This window comes from Methylobacterium brachiatum (assembly GCF_020523825.1).
Classification (GTDB): domain Bacteria; phylum Pseudomonadota; class Alphaproteobacteria; order Rhizobiales; family Beijerinckiaceae; genus Methylobacterium; species Methylobacterium brachiatum.
The window spans coordinates 600523-618920 of record NZ_JAJALK010000001.1 but is presented as its reverse complement, the minus strand read 5'-3'; the positions used below and the strand labels follow the sequence as shown (position 1 = coordinate 618920).

15 protein-coding genes and 1 riboswitch are annotated in these 18398 nt (G+C 69.9%); of the genes, 5 read left to right on the top strand and 10 right to left on the bottom strand.

Translation table 11 applies throughout. The annotated features are described in order from the left end of the window. The 9 genes from LGR69_RS02965 to LGR69_RS02925 all read right to left on the bottom strand — a co-directional run bounded on the left by LGR69_RS02965 (window position 1) and on the right by LGR69_RS02925 (window position 11139). Window positions 1–1767, bottom strand: a complete 1767-nt coding sequence (locus tag LGR69_RS02965) for a peptidase domain-containing ABC transporter (protein WP_230365120.1) — start codon at window positions 1765–1767, stop codon at window positions 1–3. Between the two features lie 176 nt (window positions 1768–1943). Beyond that, the gene (locus tag LGR69_RS02960) at window positions 1944–2570 is read right to left on the bottom strand and encodes a thiamine phosphate synthase (protein WP_230365119.1); all 627 of its coding nucleotides are present in this window, start codon (window positions 2568–2570) and stop codon (window positions 1944–1946) included. Beyond that, on the bottom strand, window positions 2567–3370 hold the full coding sequence (gene thiG / locus LGR69_RS02955) for a thiazole synthase (protein ID WP_007567755.1): 804 nt from the start codon (window positions 3368–3370) through the stop codon (window positions 2567–2569). The genes LGR69_RS02960 and thiG overlap by 4 nt, the downstream gene beginning before the upstream one ends. Before the next feature lie 2 nt (window positions 3371–3372). Beyond that, window positions 3373–3585 carry a sulfur carrier protein ThiS gene (gene thiS / locus LGR69_RS02950; protein WP_007567757.1) on the bottom strand — a complete coding sequence of 71 codons (213 nt, stop codon included), beginning with the start codon at window positions 3583–3585 and terminating at the stop codon, window positions 3373–3375. Further along, the gene (thiO, locus tag LGR69_RS02945) at window positions 3582–4805 is read right to left on the bottom strand and encodes a glycine oxidase ThiO (RefSeq protein ID WP_230365118.1); all 1224 of its coding nucleotides are present in this window, start codon (window positions 4803–4805) and stop codon (window positions 3582–3584) included. The genes thiS and thiO overlap by 4 nt, the downstream gene beginning before the upstream one ends. 64 nt (window positions 4806–4869) lie before the next feature. Continuing rightward, a riboswitch (TPP riboswitch) is annotated at window positions 4870–4998 on the bottom strand. A gap of 121 nt (window positions 4999–5119) precedes the next feature. Further along, the gene (locus tag LGR69_RS02940) at window positions 5120–6379 is read right to left on the bottom strand and encodes an adenylate/guanylate cyclase domain-containing protein (protein ID WP_230365117.1); all 1260 of its coding nucleotides are present in this window, start codon (window positions 6377–6379) and stop codon (window positions 5120–5122) included. 77 nt (window positions 6380–6456) lie between these two features. Continuing rightward, complete coding sequence (gene rpoD / locus LGR69_RS02935; RefSeq protein WP_007567764.1) at window positions 6457–8457, bottom strand: RNA polymerase sigma factor RpoD; 2001 nt, start codon at window positions 8455–8457, stop codon at window positions 6457–6459. Window positions 8458–8657: 200 nt separating this feature from the next. Beyond that, complete coding sequence (dnaG, locus tag LGR69_RS02930) at window positions 8658–10556, bottom strand: DNA primase (protein ID WP_230365116.1); 1899 nt, start codon at window positions 10554–10556, stop codon at window positions 8658–8660. Between the two features lie 121 nt (window positions 10557–10677). Beyond that, the gene (locus LGR69_RS02925; RefSeq protein ID WP_007567769.1) at window positions 10678–11139 is read right to left on the bottom strand and encodes a GatB/YqeY domain-containing protein; all 462 of its coding nucleotides are present in this window, start codon (window positions 11137–11139) and stop codon (window positions 10678–10680) included. Between the two features lie 192 nt (window positions 11140–11331). Between LGR69_RS02925 and carA the strand changes: the two genes are divergently transcribed. Beyond that, a complete protein-coding gene (gene carA / locus LGR69_RS02920) occupies window positions 11332–12564 on the top strand; it encodes a glutamine-hydrolyzing carbamoyl-phosphate synthase small subunit (protein WP_230365115.1) in 1233 nt (410 codons plus the stop codon). A 126-nt stretch (window positions 12565–12690) separates the two neighbouring features. Continuing rightward, window positions 12691–13068 carry a hypothetical protein gene (locus tag LGR69_RS02915; protein WP_230365114.1) on the top strand — a complete coding sequence of 126 codons (378 nt, stop codon included), beginning with the start codon at window positions 12691–12693 and terminating at the stop codon, window positions 13066–13068. A 31-nt stretch (window positions 13069–13099) separates the two neighbouring features. Here LGR69_RS02915 and LGR69_RS02910 read toward each other — a convergent pair whose 3' ends face one another. Then, the gene (locus tag LGR69_RS02910) at window positions 13100–13534 is read right to left on the bottom strand and encodes a pseudoazurin (RefSeq protein WP_122160585.1); all 435 of its coding nucleotides are present in this window, start codon (window positions 13532–13534) and stop codon (window positions 13100–13102) included. 305 nt (window positions 13535–13839) lie between these two features. On the opposite strand from LGR69_RS02910, the gene carB reads away from it, so the two are divergent. The 3 genes from carB (at window position 13840) to LGR69_RS02895 (ending at window position 18389) form a co-directional block, all read left to right on the top strand. Next, window positions 13840–17313, top strand: a complete 3474-nt coding sequence (gene carB, locus LGR69_RS02905; protein WP_230365113.1) for a carbamoyl-phosphate synthase large subunit — start codon at window positions 13840–13842, stop codon at window positions 17311–17313. A 90-nt stretch (window positions 17314–17403) separates the two neighbouring features. Then, window positions 17404–17880: a transcription elongation factor GreA gene (gene greA, locus LGR69_RS02900; protein WP_193375366.1), complete on the top strand. Its 477-nt coding sequence runs from the start codon at window positions 17404–17406 to the stop codon at window positions 17878–17880. A 5-nt stretch (window positions 17881–17885) separates the two neighbouring features. After that, a complete protein-coding gene (locus tag LGR69_RS02895) occupies window positions 17886–18389 on the top strand; it encodes a hypothetical protein (RefSeq protein WP_007567781.1) in 504 nt (167 codons plus the stop codon). The last annotated feature ends 9 nt before the right edge of the window (window positions 18390–18398 follow it).

Below are 18398 nucleotides of genomic sequence, written 5' to 3'. Positions count from 1 at the left end.
TCAGCTCACTGCTTCGGCTTCCCGCCCGGCGGGCTGGGCCATCGAGCGGGTGTAATCCTCCCAGAGCGCCGCGTAGAGCGGCACCTCGCGCAGCAGATCGTCGTGGCGGCCGTCGCCGAGCAGCCGGCCGCCGTCGAGGATCAGGATCCGGTCGGCTTGGCGTGCGGCGGCGAGGTGGTGCGTGACCAGGATCAGCAGCCGGTCGCGGCCCCAGGCTGTGAGGTTCCGCTCCAGCGCCAGCGCGGCCTCCGGATCTAGGAAGGCGGTCGGCTCGTCGAGGAGCGCGACCGGCGGGTTGCGGACCACCGCCCGGGCGATGGACAGGCGCTGGCGCTGACCGCCGGACAGGGTCCGGCCGCCCTCCCCGAGCGCGGTGTCGAGGCCTTGGGGCAGGGTCTCGACCAGCGCCCCCAATCCGGCGAAGCGCAGCGCCGCCTCGATCGACGCCGCGTCGGGACGCTGCCCGGCGAGATTCTCCCGCAGGCTCCCGGAGAACAGCATCGTATCCTGATCCACGGTGCCGATCCGGCCGCGCAGCCAGCGGGGATCGTAATCGCGCAGGTCCGCGCCGCCGATCTCCACGCGGCCGCTATAGTCGCGCTGCAGGCCGAGCAGGATGCGCAGCAGGGTCGACTTGCCCGAGCCGTTGCGCCCGACGATGGCGACGATGCCCCGCTCCGGCAGCACCGTGCTGAGATCCTGCAGGGCCGGCCGTGCCGTACCCGGATAGGTCAGCGACACGCCATCGAGCCGGATGCCGCCTCGGCCGAGGCGGCGCAGGGGCGGATGGCGGCTCGCCCGCTCGCGGGGCAGGTCGAGGAAGCTGCCGATCTCCCGGATCGCGACGTTCACCTCCTGGGCCATGCGCAGGATGTCCGCGCTGCTCAGGAGCGGGCCGGTGATCCGGGCCGAGACGACCTGGATCGCCAGGAACTCGCCGACGGTCAGATGGCCGCCATAGATGCGCCAGCAGCCGACGCCGATCACCAGCAGCGTCACGGCCCGGGACACCGCCTGGGACCGCAGCCCGTAGCGGCGCTGGAGGTCCATCACGGCGCTGAGCTCGCCGAGGACGCTGGCGATGACCGCGTTCCAGCGGCGCATGCGCGGCCCTTCCAGGGCGAGCGCCTTCACGGTGGGCAGGCCGTTCACGGTCTCCGCCAGCGTGCCGTCGCGGACGCTGACCGCCTGGTAGTAGGCTTTCGCGGATTTCCAGATGCCGCTGATCTGGTTGCTGGCGATCACGACGATCACCGGCGCCGCCGCGGCCAGCGCCAGGCCGACGGCGAGGTCGTAGTAGAACACGAGGCCGAACGCGACGAGCGCTCCGCCGGCATCGATCACCGAGTTCGGGATCTGATGCAGGACGAAGTCCCGGATCTTCGTGACCTGCTGGAAATGGTTCAGCACTTCGCCGGATTTGAAGTTCGCCCCGTCGATCCGCACGCGCAGGAGATGGGCGAAGACCCGGCGCGACATCCGGCGGTCGAGATGGACCGCCAGCTCGATGATCAGGCGCCCCCGGAACGCGGTGAGCGCGACCTCCGCGCCGATCGACAGGAGGGCGAGCACGGCCAGTCCGAGCAGGGGCAGGTCGGCCCGCCCGGCCACGATCGCGTCGACGATCCGCTGCGTGGCGACCGGGAAGACCAACCCGACGCCGTAACCCGCCGCGATGGCGAGGAGCAGCCGGGCCACCTGGCCCCGGCGCAACGCGAGGGAACGGCCGAGCCAGCGCCAGCCAAAGGACGAACGGTCTGCGCGCAACGCCACCCTCCGAATCGGGGGGCGGATTGAGACATAGTTTGCTGCGGCTGACGACCTGCGCCCGTGTTCGGTCGGCGCCTCATCCGCCCCGCGGGCTGATCGCGGCGACGCAGGGCGCGGACTCCCAGGGCAGGATCGTGCTCAGCGTTCGAGAACGACGCGGGGGGGGGGGCCGCTTACTCAGCCCAGGGGGCGAGGAAGGCCCGGGCCGCGGCGGCGGGGTCGGGCGCACGCATGAGCCCGCCCATCACGGCGATGCCGGCCGCCCCGGCATCCCGGCATTCCGGGATTCGATCCGGCGTGATGCCGCCGAGCGCGACCACCGGCAAGCCGGCGCGGCAGGCCGCTGCGATGCCGTCCGGGCCCAGGGCCGGGCCGTAGCCGGGCTTGCTGGCGGTGGGATAGATCGGGCTCAGGGTGACGTAGTCGCCGCCGGCAAGTGCGGCGGCTTCGACCTCGACGGGTGCATGGGCCGAGACGCCGATCAGGGCGTCTGGCCCGAGCGCCGCGCGGGCCTCCGCAACTGCATCCGGCCCGGTCGCGCCACCGAGATGCACCCCATCGGCACCGAGAGCCTGGGCCAGCGCGACATCGCCGCCGACCGTCAGGAATGCGCCCGCCGCGCGGATCCGGCCGGCTACGTCGGCGCCGAGCGCGCAGCGCGCCTCCGGCTCGAGATCACGGTCGCGGAACCAGACCCAGCGCACGCCGCCGTCGAGCAGCGCCTGCACGGTCTCCATCAGCGGACGCGACAGCCCCTGCCGGTCCGTCACCGCCAGGAGCGGCGCCGGCAAGCTCCTCACGAGCCGACGAGGCCGAGCTGCGGGCTCGACGGGTCGGCCCTGCCCCGGCGCGGGATCCGGCCGGCAAGATAGGCGTCGCGCCCGGCCTCGACGGCCCGGCCCATGGCGCGGGCCATCCGGACCGGGTCGTCGGCCTTGGCGATCGCGGTGTTGATCAGGCAGGCGGCCGCGCCCAGCTCCATGGCGATCACCGCGTCGGAAGCCGTGCCGATGCCGGCATCGACGATCACCGGCACCCCGGCCCGGCGGCAGATCAACTCGATATTGGCCGGGTTGGCCACCCCCATGCCGGAGCCGATCAGCGAGCCCATCGGCATGATCGCGGCGCAGCCGAGATCCTCCAGGCGCTGGCAGACCACCGGATCGTCGTTGCAATAGGGCAGCACCACGAAGCCTTCGTCCACGAGGTGGCGGCAGGCTTCGATCAGCTCGGCCACGTCCGGGTAGAGGGTCTCGCGATCGCCGATCACCTCGACCTTGATCCAGTTGGTGTCGAGCGCCTCGCGGGCGAGCTCGGCGGTCATGATCGCGTCGCGGGCCGTCTCGCAGCCGGCGGTGTTGGGCAGGAAGCGCTTGCCCTTGAGGATGCGCACCGTGTCGGAGCCGTGGCCCTGGAGCGAAACCCGGCGGATCGAGGCGGTCACCACCTCGGCCCCCGAGACCGCGACGGCGTCGCGCATGATCGCCTGGGTCGGGTAGCCGGCGGTGCCGATGAACAGCCGGGACGCCAACTCGACGCCCGCGACGGTGAAGCGATCCGCCTCGGCCTCGGCGCGCAGCGGCGTGACATTCTGGTCCATGATCAACCTCCTTGCATGGCGCGGACGATCTCGACGCGGTCGCCCTCGGTGACCGGCGTCTCGTCCCAGTCCCGGCGGCGCAGCACGCGCCCGTTCAGCGCTATGGCGACGCCCTGCGGGCTCTCGATGCCGATCTCCTCCGCCTCGGCCCGGAACAGGGCCGCGACGGTCTCGACCGCGAGATCCCGCGGTTCTCCGTTCACCAGAAGCTTCATGCCGAGGCCCTCCGGGGTTCGGGTTGGTCGAAGCGCGCCCGGGTGAACGGTCTGGCGATGTCCGGCAGCGCACCCCGCGTGACGAGTTCGGCCACCGCATCGGCGGTGACCGGAGCGAGCAGGTAGCCGTTGCGGTGATGGCCGGTGGCGGCGACCAGGCCCGGCGCGAGGGTGTCGATGATCGGCGCATCGTCGTCCGAGGTCGGACGGTAGCCGCTCCACACGGCCTCGACCTCCATCTCTTCGATGCCCGGCAGGACCCGGCGGGCGCCCTCGAGCAGCGCGTAGAGGCCGCCGGCGGTGACGCCCGGACGGAAGCCGCAATCCTCCACGGTTGCGCCGACGATGAGCTGGCCGTCGCTCTTCGGCGCCATGTGGACCTGCTCGGTCCAGATCATCCGACTGAGCGTGCCGGTGCGGGCATTGGTGCGCAGGGCCAGAGACTGGCCCTTAAGCGGGCGCACCGGCAGGGCGAGGCTCTCGGGCAGCAGGCCGCCCTCCCCGCTCCAGGCGCCCGAAGCGAGGACGACCGTGCCGGCCGCCACGCCCTGATCGCCCGCGCGGAGACCGGTGACCGCCCCGCCGGACCAGTCGAGCCCGGTGACGGCTGTGCGTTCCACCAGGATCACGCCGGCGCGCCGGCAGGCCTCGGCCAGCGCCGCCATGACGAGACGCGGATCGACCTGGTGATCCATCGGGCAATGGACGCCGGCCGTGACGGAGGGGCGCAGGCCCGGCTCCAGGCGGCGTACCTCTGTGCCCGGCAGCCACTGGGCGTCGAGCCCGGACCGGCGCTGCAGGTCGTAGCGGAAGCGCAGGCGCTCGACCTCGTCGCGGCCGATGGCGACCACGACGGTCCCGTCCGGCCGATAGTCGATCGGTAGTCCGGTCTCCGCCTCCAGCGCGTCGCGGAAAGCCGGCCAGAGCCGCAGCGATTCGAGGGCGAGCGGCAGGAGCGGATCCGAGCCGGGCTCGTGCTCGGCGGCCGGGGCGAGCATGCCGGTGGCGGCCAGGCTCGCGCCGGCCCCGATCGTGTCACGCTCGACCACGACCACCGCGCGGCCCGCCCGGGCGAGACGCCACGCGATCGACAGACCGATCAGCCCACCGCCGACGATGACGACATCGGCCCGCGCGGGCAGGGAATCCTGCGCGGCCAGGCCGGCCGGGCTACGGCGGCGTCCGATCGGTGAAACGGGGCGGTCATAGGCCAAAGTCATCTCCGCGGATTTCCGTCGCGAAGATCGGGCCGTCTGCTTCGGTGCGAAGCTGTGGCCTGCCTGTCGGGCGGCCGCGGTCCAATCCCTACGCCGGTATGAGCCGGATCAGGTTCAAAGGATTTCCGCGCCGCAGGTCCGGGTGGACGTGCCAGCGGTTTCTCAGCCCCTTGCCGGGGATCTCCCTGGAACAGGCATAGATCTGGTCGCGCGGGGCGCGCCGGTCAACCCCGGCGCCCGCCGGTGGCGCGAGCGGGGGCGAACAAACGGCCGGCGGCCGTCATAGCACGGAGGGAAGAGCGGAGACGACGCGCCGCTCAGCTCGGCGCGCGCGGCCGCAGGAATTTCGGCCGGAACACCGCCATGGGCTCGCGGAAGCCGTCCAGCACATGCTCGCCGAGCGGCACCGGATCGCCCCAGAGGAAATCCACGAACGGTTTCGACATCAGAAGCGGCTCGCCCAGGAGGCGGTTGAGCTGGGCGAGCCGGCTCGCGAGATTCACGTCCCGGCCGATCACCGTGAAGTCGAGACGCGAGCCGGAGCCGACATTGCCGTAAGCGGCCTCGCCGTGGTGCAGCGCGATTCCCGCCGCCACCGGCACCGAGAATTGGTGGAGGGCGTTGGCCTCGTCGAGGGCGGCCAAAGCGTTCTGGGCCGCGGTGAGCGCGCCCTTGGCGGCGCCCCCGAGATCGTCGCCGGATTCCCGGAAGATCGCCAGCAGGCCATCGCCCAGATATTTCAGGACCTCGCCGCCCTCACGCTCGATCGGCGGCACGAGGCAGTCGAAGAACACGTTGAGCAGCCCCACCGCCTCCTCGGGGGTCATGTCGGCGGAGGTGCGGGTGTAGTCGCGCATGTCGGCGAACAGGATCGCCGAGCGGATCCGCGTCACCTGCCCGCGGCGGATATCGCCCGCCAGGATCGCGCGGTGCGGCTCGTCGCCGACATAGAGCCGCAAGACATGATCGAGCTGCTTGTTGAGGACGCGCATCTCCACCACGGCTGCGAGCGCCGGCATGACGAAGCGCATGATCGCGATGTCGTCGTCGCCGAACCCTTCCGGCGCCTTGGTGGCGAAGGTGATCCCGTTCTTGGTGCCGTTGGTGAAGAAGAGCGGCGCGACGACGTAATGGGTGTAGCCGCCAGTCTTCAGGTCCGGGATGATCGCGAAGGCGTCGTCCGGCGTCTCGGCGACGTCGAGGATCAGCCATTCGCCGGTCTCGTGGACCGTGTGGAACGGGCTGTTGAGATAGGCCTCCTGCGAGCGGCCGCCGTGCGGGAACAGGCGCACGCTGGTGCCGCCGTCCCGGGTCCAGACGCGCCCGACCCCGGCATATTCCGAGTGCAAGGTATCGATCGCCGTGGAGGCCCGGTCCACCGGCACGCCGATGGCGATCAGCCGCTCGGCGAGGCCGGAGAGCATGTCTTCGGCCTTCTGCAGCCGGGCGCCCTCGCCCAGCAGCCAGTCGCGTATGCCCACGGAGGGCTGGAGCGCGCCGAAGGGCACGTCGTCGGCCTCGGACCCGTCCGCGAAGGCCGTCGGCAATCCGGGCGTTGGCGGGCGGCGTTCGAGCATGGCGCCACTGTGGATGCCGCGCAACCCCGTGGCTGCGCGGTCGTAGGGAGAGGCGCCGCGGGGGCCGCGACGGGGGCTCAGTTGTCCAGGAAGCTCCGGAGCTTCCGGCTGCGCGACGGGTGCTTCAGCTTGCGCAGGGCCTTGGCCTCGATCTGCCGGATGCGCTCGCGGGTCACCGAGAATTGCTGGCCGACCTCCTCGAGGGTGTGGTCGGTGTTCATCCCGATGCCGAAGCGCATGCGCAGCACGCGTTCCTCGCGCGGGGTCAACGACGCCAGGACGCGGGTCGTGGTCTCGCGCAGGTTCGATTGGATCGCCGCATCGATCGGCAGGACGACGTTCTTGTCCTCGATGAAGTCGCCGAGGTGGCTGTCCTCCTCGTCGCCGATGGGCGTCTCGAGGGAGATCGGCTCCTTGGCGATCTTCAAAACCTTGCGGACCTTCTCCAGCGGCATGGCCAGCTTCTCGGCCAATTCCTCCGGGGTCGGCTCGCGGCCGATCTCGTGCAGCATCTGGCGCGAGGTCCGGACGATCTTGTTGATCGTCTCGATCATGTGCACCGGGATGCGGATCGTGCGGGCCTGGTCGGCGATCGAGCGGGTGATCGCCTGCCGGATCCACCAGGTGGCGTAGGTCGAGAACTTGTAGCCGCGCCGGTACTCGAACTTGTCGACCGCCTTCATCAGGCCGATGTTGCCCTCCTGGATCAGGTCCAGGAACTGCAGGCCGCGGTTCGTGTACTTCTTGGCGATCGAGATCACGAGGCGCAGGTTCGCCTCGATCATCTCCTTCTTGGCCTGCCGGGCCTCGCGCTCGCCCTTCTGGACCATGTTGACGATGCGGCGGTACTCGCCGATCTCCAGGCCGGTCTCCGAGGCGAGGTCGAGGATCTGGGCGCGCAGCTCCGACACCTGCTTCGAGCCGCGCTCGACCAGGTTCTTCCAGCCCTTGCCGCCCAGCGTGCCGACGCGCTCCATCCAATTCGGATCGAGCTCGTAGCCCTGGTAGTGGCGCAGGAACTCGTCGCGGGCCACGCCGTGGCTCTCGGCGTAGCGCATCAGCCGGCCCTCGTGGCCGATCAGCTGCTTGTTGATCGAGTAGAGCTGGCCGACCAGCGCCTCGATGCGGTTGTTGTTGAGCGACAGCGACTTCACGTCGGCGACGACGCTGTCCTTCAGCTCGATCTGCTTCTGGTCCTGGGCCGGGCTGTTCTTCTCGCCGGCCGCCTTGCGCTCGGCGCCCTCGGTCTGGAACTTGCGCAGCTTGCGGTAGTTCGCGGCGATCGCGTCGAAGGTCTCCAGGACCCGCGGCTTGATCTCGGCTTCCATTGCCGCGAGCGAGACGTTGTTCTCGAGGTCGTCCTCGTCGTCGCCGCCCTCCGGGGGCGCCGGCGGCTCGCCGTCCTCGGCACCTTCCTCGCCTTCGCCCTCGGCGATCTGCGGGGCGTTCTTGCCGTCCGGGCCGGCATAGGTCGCCTCGAGATCGATGATGTCGCGCAGGAGGACCTTGCCCTCCACGAGCTCGTCCCGCCAGATGATGATCGCCTGGAAGGTCAGCGGGCTCTCGCACAGGCCCGCGATCATCGCCTCGCGGCCGGCCTCGATGCGCTTGGCGATCGCGATCTCGCCCTCGCGGGACAGGAGCTCCACCGAGCCCATCTCGCGCAGGTACATCCGCACCGGATCGTCGGTCCGGTCGGTCGGCTCCTTGGTGGTCGTGGTGACCGCGACGGCGCGCGTCGGCGCGACCTCGGCCACCTCGCCGCCCTCGGCCTCTTCCTCTTCGCCGTCGGCGCCGTTGGCGGTCTTCTCGCCGGCCGCCGCCTCGTCGGTCTCCTCCGCCTCGACCACGTTGATGCCCATCTCGGACAGCTGCGACAGCACGTCCTCGAGCTGGTCGGGGTCGGATTGGCCCTCGGGCAGGACCTCGTTGACCTCTTCGTAGGTCACGTAGCCGCGCTTCTTGGCGAGCTTGACCATCCGCTTGACCGAAGCATCCGTCAGGTCGAGGAGCGGCCCGTCGGTCTGCTGCTCGGGGGCAGCGTCCGTCTCGTCCCGTTCCGTTGCCTTCGTCGCCATGATCAGCCTATTGTTTCGGATGCGGCGCGCTGCGGAGGCCTGAAGAAGGCCGCTCCACGCCGTCGGCGCCGCGATACTTGCGAGTGGCTCCGGATTGCTCCGGACGCCTTGGGTCGTCGGGTTCCGTATGCAAGCCCGAGGCTTGACCGAATGTTAACTATGGCGCGGCTCTGCCCGTCGCCACCGCCATCGCACAGCCGTCATGCGGCGGTCGAGTCGTTCGACACCGGCTTGTCGGCTTCAGCCTCGGCGGCGATGACGGTCTCCAGCCTCGCCTTGACTTCGCAGAGCCATGCCCACCCGGCATCGGTCGGATCGTCCTCAAACGCCTGCCGTGCTTCGCGAAGTTCGCTATGTAGCGCTCCTGCCTGCCGGTGCAAGATCATCGCCTGTCTGAGAGCGTCCCCGCGCTGCTGCGGATCGGCGTGCGGAGACAGCGTAATGCGGTCGCGCGAGCGGGCGAGCGCGAGAATCCGCTCCGCCGCCTCTCCGAGACCGGCCCGTGTGATGCGGCTTTGCAACAGGTCGGCGTTCGTTTGTCCGTCCTCTGCGGCACATGCGACCAGGACCGACAGGAGCGCCCGGGCGTCGGGATCCTCAAAGTCGAGTTCCGCGACCTCGTCGCCGAACTCGGCCAGCATTTCGGGGTGGACCAGCAGCGTGCCGGCGATCACCGCCTCGCGCACCGGCGCGGCCCCGGAGAAGCCCGCCGAAGCGGTCATCGAGGCGCTGGGGCTGCCGGTGATGCGTGGCGAGACCGGCTCGCCCGGCCGGGTGAAGCGACGGCCCTGCCCCTTCGGACCCGGCCCGGGCCCGGCCGCACGCGCGCCGCGGGGCGACAGGCTGCGCAGCCGCTCCTCGATGTCGTCGCGATAATAGCGCTTCACCGTCTCGTCGCGGATCGTGGCGACGGTGGCGCGCAGCGTCTGGGTGAGCCCCGCCCGCCGCTCCGGCGTGTCGACCGGGCCGGATTCGAGCGCCCGGCGCCAGAGCAGTTCCGACAGGGGCAGCGCCGCCTGCAGCACCTGGTCGATCGCGCCCGGTCCGCCCGAGCGCAGGAGGTCGTCGGGGTCCTGGCCGCCGGGCAGCAGGGCGATCCGCAGGGACCGGCCGGGTTCGAGGGCCGGCAGCGCGATGTCGAGGGCCCGGAAGGCCGCCCGCTGGCCGGCCTTGTCGCCGTCGAAGCACAGGATCGGCTCGTCGGCGTGGCGCCAGAGCAGGGCGAGCTGCTCCTCGGTGAGGGCGGTGCCGAGCGGCGCCACGGTCTCGGGATGGCCGGCCAGCGTCATGGCGATGACGTCGACATAGCCCTCGACCGCGATGATCGAGCCGCGCTCGTGCGCCGCCTTGCGGGCGCCGTGCAGGTTGTAGAGCGTGCGGCCCTTGTGGAAGAGCGGCGTCTCGGGGGAGTTCAGGTACTTGGCGCGGACCTCCTTGGAGAGCGCCCGCCCCCCGAAGGCGACGACCCGGCCGCGCGTGTCGGTGATCGGGAACATCACCCGGTCGCGGAAATAATCGTACGGGACCGAGACATCCTCGCCGCCGGCGAGCAGGCCGAGCTCGACCATCAGCGCCTTGTCGACCCCCTGCCCGGCCAGATGATCGCGCAGGGCGTAGCGCTCGTTCGGCGCGTAGCCGAGCCGGAAGGCCCGCTGCGTCTCGTCCTTGAGCCCCCGGCGTTCGAGATAGGTGCGGGCCTCGCTGCCCTGCCCCGAGCGCAGCCGCTCCTCGAACCACCGGGCGGCCATCTCCATGACCTCGATGGCACCGGCGCGCTTCTGCTCGGTGGCGCGGTTGTCCTCCGTGGGCGCCGGCAGGCTGACACCGGCCTCGCTCGCCAGCCGCTCGACCGCCTCGGGGAAGCTCAGCCCCTCGGTCTCCATCAGGAAGGTGAAGATGTCGCCGTGCTTGGACGAGGAGAAGCAGTGATAGAACTGCTTCTGGTCGTTCACGTAGAAGGACGGCGTCTTCTCGGCGTTGAACGGCGACAGGCCGCGCCATTCCCGGCCGGCCTTCTTGAGCTGCACCCGCCGCCCGACCACGGAGGAGGCCGGCAGCCGGGCGCGGATCTCTTCCAGGATGTGGGGTGGATAGCGCACGGGGCCTGCGGGTCGATTGCTTGACCGCTGGATATAGCGCGACGGGGGTGCCCGAGTCCCGCCCGGTCGATCGATGGCGCGATCGGGCGGGGGATTGCGGGGAGAGCCGGAGGTCCGAGCCTCAGCCCTTGGCCGCCAGCGCGGCCTTCACCAGCCCGCTCGCCTTGCCGAAATCCATCCGGCCCGCGAAGGTGCCCTTCAGGGCGGCGATGACCTTGCCCATGTCCTTCTGGCCGGCGGCGCCGGTCTCGAGGATCGCGGCATCGACCGCCGCCTTCATCTCGGCCTCGTCCATCTGCTTGGGCAGGAACGCCTCGATGATCGCGATCTCGGCGCGCTCGTTGGCGGCGAGTTCCGGGCGTCCGCCCTGCTCGTAGACCGAGGCGGATTCGGTCCGCTGCTTTATCATCTTCTGGAGGAGCGACAGGATCTCCTCGTCGGAGGCCGGCTCCTTGCCGAGGCCGCGGGCCTCGATATCCTTGTCCTTCAGGGCGGCCTGGATCATCCGCACGGTGGCGAGCTTGTCCTTGTCGCCGGCCTTCATGGCCTCCTTCATCTCGGTGGTGAGGCGGGCGCGCAGCATCTCGATAAACCTTCCGACGGGAGAAACGGGGGGCTGGCCTGCAGTTTGCGGGTGTTGAGCGGCTTCGGCCACAGGGCCACATTGACCCCATCGCGGGCCGCTCGCTAAGAGCGCCGCACACGATCATGCCGCCAGCCGAGCGCGCCGCAACGCGGTGCCTGCCTTCGGCCGCACATAAGCGAGACCGACCCGATGCTGCAAGACGCCGCCGCGCAGGCCTCCGGCCCCTCCGCCCCCGAGCCTTGGGCCGAGCCCGTGGCGACGGCCCTGCTGGTTCTGGCGGACGGGACCATCCTCGAAGGCTTCGGCATCGGCCGGACGGGCGTCGCCGACGGCGAGGTCTGCTTCAACACGGCGATGACCGGCTACCAGGAGATCCTGACCGACCCGTCCTATGCCGGGCAGATCGTCACCTTCACCTTCCCGCATATCGGCAATGTCGGCACCAACGACGAGGATCTGGAGAGCCTCGAGGCGGCCCCGGCCTCCGGCGTGCGCGGCACCGTCATCGCCTCGGCGGTGACCAAGCCTTCGAGCTGGCGCTCCTCGTCGCATCTCGACGGCTGGCTCGATGCCCGCGGCATCGTCGGCATCACCGGGATCGACACGCGGGCGCTCACCGCGCGCATCCGCGACAACGGCATGCCCAACGCCGTGATCGCCAACGATCCCGAGGGCCGGTTCGACCGCGAGGCCCTGAAGGCCCGGGCCGCCGCCCTGGCCCCCATGGAGGGGCTCGACCTCGTGCCGCCGGTGACCAGCCGCGCGACCACGGAATGGTCGGAGACGGTCTGGGCGCTCGGCGACGGCTACGGCAAGCGCGCGCCCGGCGAGGGCCTGAAGGTCGTGGCGATCGATTACGGTGTGAAGCGCAACATCCTGCGGCTGCTCGCCCAGGCCGGCTGCGACGTCACCGTGGTGCCGGCCACCACCAGCGCCGAGGAGATCCTGGCGCTGAAGCCCGACGGCGTGTTCCTCTCCAACGGCCCGGGTGATCCGGCGGCGACCGGCACTTACGCCGTGCCGGTGATACGCAAGCTGCTCGACGAGAAGGTGCCGACCTTCGGCATCTGCCTCGGGCACCAGCTCATGGGCCTCGCGCTCGGCGGCCGGACCGTGAAGATGGGCCAGGGCCATCACGGCGCGAACCACCCGGTGAAGGACAAGACCACCGGCAAGGTCGAGATCGTGTCGATGAATCACGGCTTCGCGGTGGATCCCGCCAGCCTGCCCGCCAGCGCGGTCGAGACCCATGTCTCGCTGTTCGACGGCTCGAATTGCGGCCTGACGCTCACCGACCGGCCCGCCTTCTCGGTGCAGCACCACCCGGAAGCCTCGCCGGGCCCGCGCGACAGCCACTACCTGTTCGAGCGCTTCGTCACGCTGATGCGCTCCGGTGAGCCCGAGAAGGCCGCGAACGCCTGAGCGGCGAGGGACTGTCGGCGCGGTCCCATTCAGGCCGCGCCGGGGTCACAAAATCCGCGAATTCCGGCGGCTTAACCGTCCCATCGACGGACCGCGCATGGCGGTTCCGTCCGAGGGGATTGCCGGATGACCATCGACGAGGCACGCGACGACTTCTCCCGCCTGCACCGTACCTTCACGTTCCATCTCGGTGTCGCGGCCTGCCTCGCCTGGGCGACCGCGCTCTACGCCGCGCTCTACGCCCCCTGGGTGCGCAACATCCGCGCCCTGATCGATCCGGCCGCCGGCCTCGACCGGGTCGAGAGCACGGTCTCCTACCTGTTCGCGATGCCGGCCGTCCTCGCCTTCGCCTGGGTCTCCCTGTATTTCGGCCGGGAGATGCTGCGCCGGGCGCAGACGCTGTCGAACGTCGCGCTGGAATTCGCTGCCGCAGCCGTGGTCGCCTTCGGGATCTTCTATCTCTCCATCGACCGGGCGCTCGCCGCGCTGCACGCCGGGTTCTGAGCGAGGGCGGCGGTCCGCCCCCGCCGGATCCCTACTGCACCTTCTCGAACAGTGGCTCGAAGCGCTTGGCGGCCAGCTTGCCGTGCTGGACCGCCTTGGCGGCCTCGAGGTTGTCCGGCTTGTCGCCGACCTCGATCAGGCCGACCATTCCCATGATGTAGTGGGGCGAGCACTTGAAGCCGTAGAGGCCGGGCTTGTCGAAGGTCACGGTCTCCTCCTTGCCGACCACGGTCTTGAAGGACGGCGCGCCCTCGGGTGCCATCCCCTTGATGAGCTCGGCGTTGTGGCCCTTGTCGGCCGGGACGAACCGGACCGTATCCCCGGGCTGGATCTTCACGAAAGCCGGATCGAAGACCATCATGCCGCCCGGGCCGCTGTTGAGCGTCTTGATGGAGACTTCGGTCGCGTAGGCGCCTGCCGTCGCGCCGAGCAGAAGCATCGCCGCGCTGAACGTTTCCCTGATCATCGTCTATCTCGAATTGGTATCGTTATAATCGACGGACCCGTCGATCGGACGAGCTTTATGGCCCCGGTCCGGACTCGACAATGCCGCGGGCGCCCGTCCGAATACTTCAGAACTCTTTGAATCTGGGCCGCGGCGCGCCGGCGCCTCCGTGATCCCCCGCGCAACCGCCGATCGGGCACGGCCTTCCAATGCGCGGATCGCCCGTGTAAACGCGGCGTTCAACGACAATCCCGCCACGCGCGTCCGGGAGCAGGGCCGATCCGAGCCGTGCCCGACCGGGCGCGCTTGGCCTGAAAAGGCCGCCAATGCCCAAGCGCACCGACATCTCCTCGATCCTCATCGTCGGTGCGGGACCGATCATCATCGGGCAGGCCTGCGAGTTCGACTATTCCGGGACCCAGGCCTGCAAGGCGCTCCGCGAGGAGGGCTACCGGATCGTCCTGGTGAACTCGAACCCGGCGACGATCATGACCGATCCGGACATGGCGGACGCGACCTATGTCGAGCCGATCACCCCGGAGATCGTCGCCAAGATCATCGAGAAGGAGCGCCCGGACGCGATCCTGCCGACCATGGGCGGCCAGACGGCGCTGAACTGCGCCCTGTCGCTGCAGAAGATGGGCGTGCTGGCCAAGTACGGCGTGCAGATGATCGGCGCCACCGCCGAGGCCATCGACAAGGCCGAGGACCGGAGCCTGTTCCGGGACGCCATGACCAAGATCGGGCTCGACACCCCGAAATCGGCGCTCGCCAACGCTTCCGCGGCCAAGAAGGCCGACCGGGAGAAGTTTTTGGCCGAGATCGCCAAGATCGAGTCCGCCAATCCCGAGCCGCAGGCGCGCGCCGCGGCGGTCGCCGCCTTCGAGCGCAAGTGGCAGTCCGGGGAATCCGAGCGGCGCAAGCGCTACGGCGAGCACGCCCTCGGCCAGGCCCTGATCGCGCTCGCTGAGGTCGGCCTGCCGGCGATCATCCGCCCGTCCTTCACCATGGGCGGCACCGGCGGCGGCATCGCCTACAACCGCGAGGAATTCCTCGACATCGTCGAGCGCGGGATCGACGCCTCCCCGACCAACGAGGTCCTGATCGAGGAGAGCGTGCTCGGCTGGAAGGAATACGAGATGGAGGTCGTCCGCGATAAGGCGGACAATTGCATCATCGTCTGCTCCATCGAGAACATCGACCCGATGGGCGTGCATACCGGCGACTCGATCACCGTCGCCCCGGCCCTGACGCTCACCGACAAGGAATACCAGGTGATGCGCGACGCATCCCTGGCGGTGCTGCGCGAGATCGGCGTCGAGACCGGCGGCTCGAACGTGCAGTTCGCGATCAACCCCGAGAACGGGCGGATGATCGTGATCGAGATGAACCCGCGCGTCTCGCGCTCCTCGGCGCTGGCCTCGAAGGCCACCGGCTTCCCGATCGCCAAGGTCGCGGCCAAGCTGGCGGTGGGCTACACGCTCGACGAGATCGCCAACGACATCACCGGCGGCGCGACCCCGGCCTCGTTCGAGCCGACGATCGACTACGTCGTCACCAAGATCCCGCGCTTCGCCTTCGAGAAGTTCCCCGGCGCCGAGCCGACCCTGACCACCGCGATGAAGTCGGTAGGCGAGGCGATGGCGATCGGCCGCTGCTTCGCGGAGTCGCTGCAGAAGGCCCTGCGCTCGTTGGAGACCGGGCTCACCGGCCTCGACGAGATCGAGATCGAGGGGCTGGGGCGCGGCGACGACCACAACGCCATCAAGGCGGCGCTCGGCGTGCCGACGCCGGACCGGCTGCTCAAGATCGCCCAGGCCCTGCGGCTCGGCGTCAGCCACGAGGAGGTCCATGCCTCCTGCAAGGTCGATCCGTGGTTCCTGGAGCAGATCCAGGCGATCGTCGACCTGGAGAACCGGGTGAAGGCCCACGGCTTGCCGGGTACCGCCGGGGCGTTCCGTCAGCTCAAGGCCGCGGGCTTCTCGGATTCCCGCCTCGCCGTCCTGGCGAAGATGGAGGAATCGGACGTCCGGGCGAAGCGCCGGGCGCTGGGTGTCCGCCCGGTCTTCAAGCGCATCGATACCTGCGCGGCCGAGTTCAAGGCGCCGACCGCCTACATGTACTCGACCTACGTCGCCCCCTTCGCCGGCACCGTGGTGGACGAGGCGCAGCCGACCGACGCCAAGAAGGTCATCATCCTGGGCGGCGGCCCGAACCGGATCGGCCAGGGCATCGAGTTCGACTATTGCTGCTGCCACGCCTGCTTCGCGCTGTCGGATGCCGGCTACGAGACCATCATGGTCAACTGCAACCCGGAGACGGTCTCCACCGACTACGACACGTCGGACCGGCTCTATTTCGAGCCGCTGACCGCCGAGGACGTGCTGGAGATCATCGAGACCGAGCGGCAGGCCGGCACCCTGCACGGCGTCATCGTGCAGTTCGGCGGCCAGACCCCGCTCAAGCTCGCCCGGGCCTTGGAGGCGGCCGGCGTGCCGATCCTCGGCACCTCCCCGGACGCCATCGACCTCGCCGAGGACCGCGACCAGTTCAAGCGGCTCCTCGACAAGCTCGGGATGAAGCAGCCGAAGAACGGCATCGCCTATTCGGTGGAGCAGAGCCGGCTGATCGCTTCCGAGCTCGGCCTGCCCTTCGTGGTGCGCCCGAGCTACGTCCTGGGCGGCCGCGCCATGGCGATCATCCGCGACGAGAGCCAGTTCGCCGACTACCTGCTCGGCACCCTGCCGAGCCTGATCCCGTCCGACGTCGTCGCCCGCTACCCGAACGACAAGACCGGGCAGATCAACACGGTGCTCGGCAAGAACCCGCTGCTGTTCGACCGCTACCTGTCGGACGCGGTCGAGATCGACGTGGACGCGGTCTGCGACGGGCAGGACGTGTTCATCGCCGGGATCATGGAGCACATCGAGGAGGCCGGGATCCATTCCGGCGATTCCGCCTGCTCCCTGCCGCCGCGCTCGCTCTCGGCGGAGACCATCGCGGAGCTGGAGCGCCAGACCACCGCGATGGCGCTGGCGCTCAAGGTCGGCGGCCTGATGAACGTCCAGTACGCGATCAAGGACGGCGACATCTACGTGCTGGAGGTGAACCCGCGCGCCTCCCGCACGGTGCCGTTCGTCGCCAAGGTGATCGGCGAGCCGATCGCCAAGATCGCCGCCCGGGTCATGGCCGGTGAGAAGCTCGCGAGCTTCGGTCTCAAGCGCAAGGAGCTGGCCCATATCGCCGTCAAGGAGGCGGTGTTCCCGTTCGCCCGCTTCCCCGGCGTCGACGTCCTGCTCGGACCGGAGATGCGCTCCACCGGCGAGGTGATCGGGCTCGATGCCAGCTTCGGCGTGGCCTTCGCCAAGAGCCAGCTCGGCTCGGGCACGCAAGTGCCGCGCTCCGGCACGGTGTTCGTCTCGGTGCGGGATGCCGACAAAGCCCGGATCCTGCCCAGCGTGAAGCTCCTTTCCGAACTCGGCTTCTCGATCCTGGCCACCGGCGGGACGCAGAAATTCCTGGTCGAGAACGGCGTGCCGGCCGAGCGCGTGAACAAGGTCCTCGAGGGCCGGCCGCACGTGGTCGACTCGATCAAGAACGGCGACATCCAGCTCGTGCTGAATACGACGGAGGGCGCCGGCGCGCTGTCCGACTCGCGCTCGCTCCGGCGCGCGGCCCTCTTGCATAAGGTGCCGTATTACACCACTCTAGCCGGCGCGATGGCCGCGGCCGAAGGGATCAAGGCCTATCTAGAAGGCGATCTCCAGGTTCGCGCCTTGCAAGAATACTTCGCGGCCTGAGCCTCAGGGTCCCGCTGACTTAACTTCGTGGCCCGGGGAGAGTGCTACACTCTCGGCCGGGCCTCTTCATTGTGGCGCGAGACGATGACGATAGACAAGGTTCCGATTACGGTACGCGGATTCGCGGCTCTCGAGGAGGAGCTGAAGCACCGCCAGCAGGTGGAGCGCCAGCGCATCGTCGCGGCGATCGCCGAGGCCCGCGCGCACGGAGACCTTTCCGAGAACGCCGAGTATCACGCCGCCAAGGAGGCTCAGTCCCACAACGAGGGGCGCGTGATGGAGCTTGAGAGCATGATCGCGCGCGCCGAGATCATCGACGTGTCGAAGCTCTCCGGCGACAAGATCAAGTTCGGCGCCACCGTGAAGCTCGTGGACGAGGACACGGAGGAGGAGAAGACCTACCAGATCGTGGGCGAGCCCGAGGCCGACGTGCATGCGGGCCGCGTCTCGATCACGTCGCCGATCGCCCGGGCCCTGATCGGCAAGGGCGTCGGCGACACAGTCGAGGTCACCACGCCGGGCGGCGGCAAGTCCTACGAGGTCGTCGGCGTCCAGTACGGCGGCTGAGCGCGATGATCGCGTCCGCCCGCGGCTGGCTCGCCGGCCTCTTCCTGCTCTGCGGGCTGGCCTCCGCGGTGGCGGCCGGCGATTTTCCGCCGACCGCGGCCTTCTCCGACATCCGCGTCGATGTGCGGCCGCTGCGGGAGGCGGGCGCGGGCGGTCAGGCCGACGCGCTCGCCGCTGACCTGACCGCCGCCCTGCGCAAGACCTTTGCCGGACGGATCGGTGGGCGCGGGCCGCGGCTGGTCGTGGTCGTGAAGGCGCTGTCGTTGCGCCCCTATGTCGGCGGCGGCGCGCGGCGCGGCCGCGGCGGCAATCTCGAGACCGATTATCTGGAGGGCGAGGCGCTCCTCGTGGCGCGCGACGGGCAGGTGCTCGGGCGCCATCCGCAGATGACCGCGACGCCGTCGAGCTACGGCGGCGCCTGGTACGAGCCGGATTTCGAGCGGCGGCGGCTGTCGGTCATCGCCGACATCTACGCCCAGTGGCTCGCCCGCGACCTGCCGCGGGATTAGCCCAAGCTC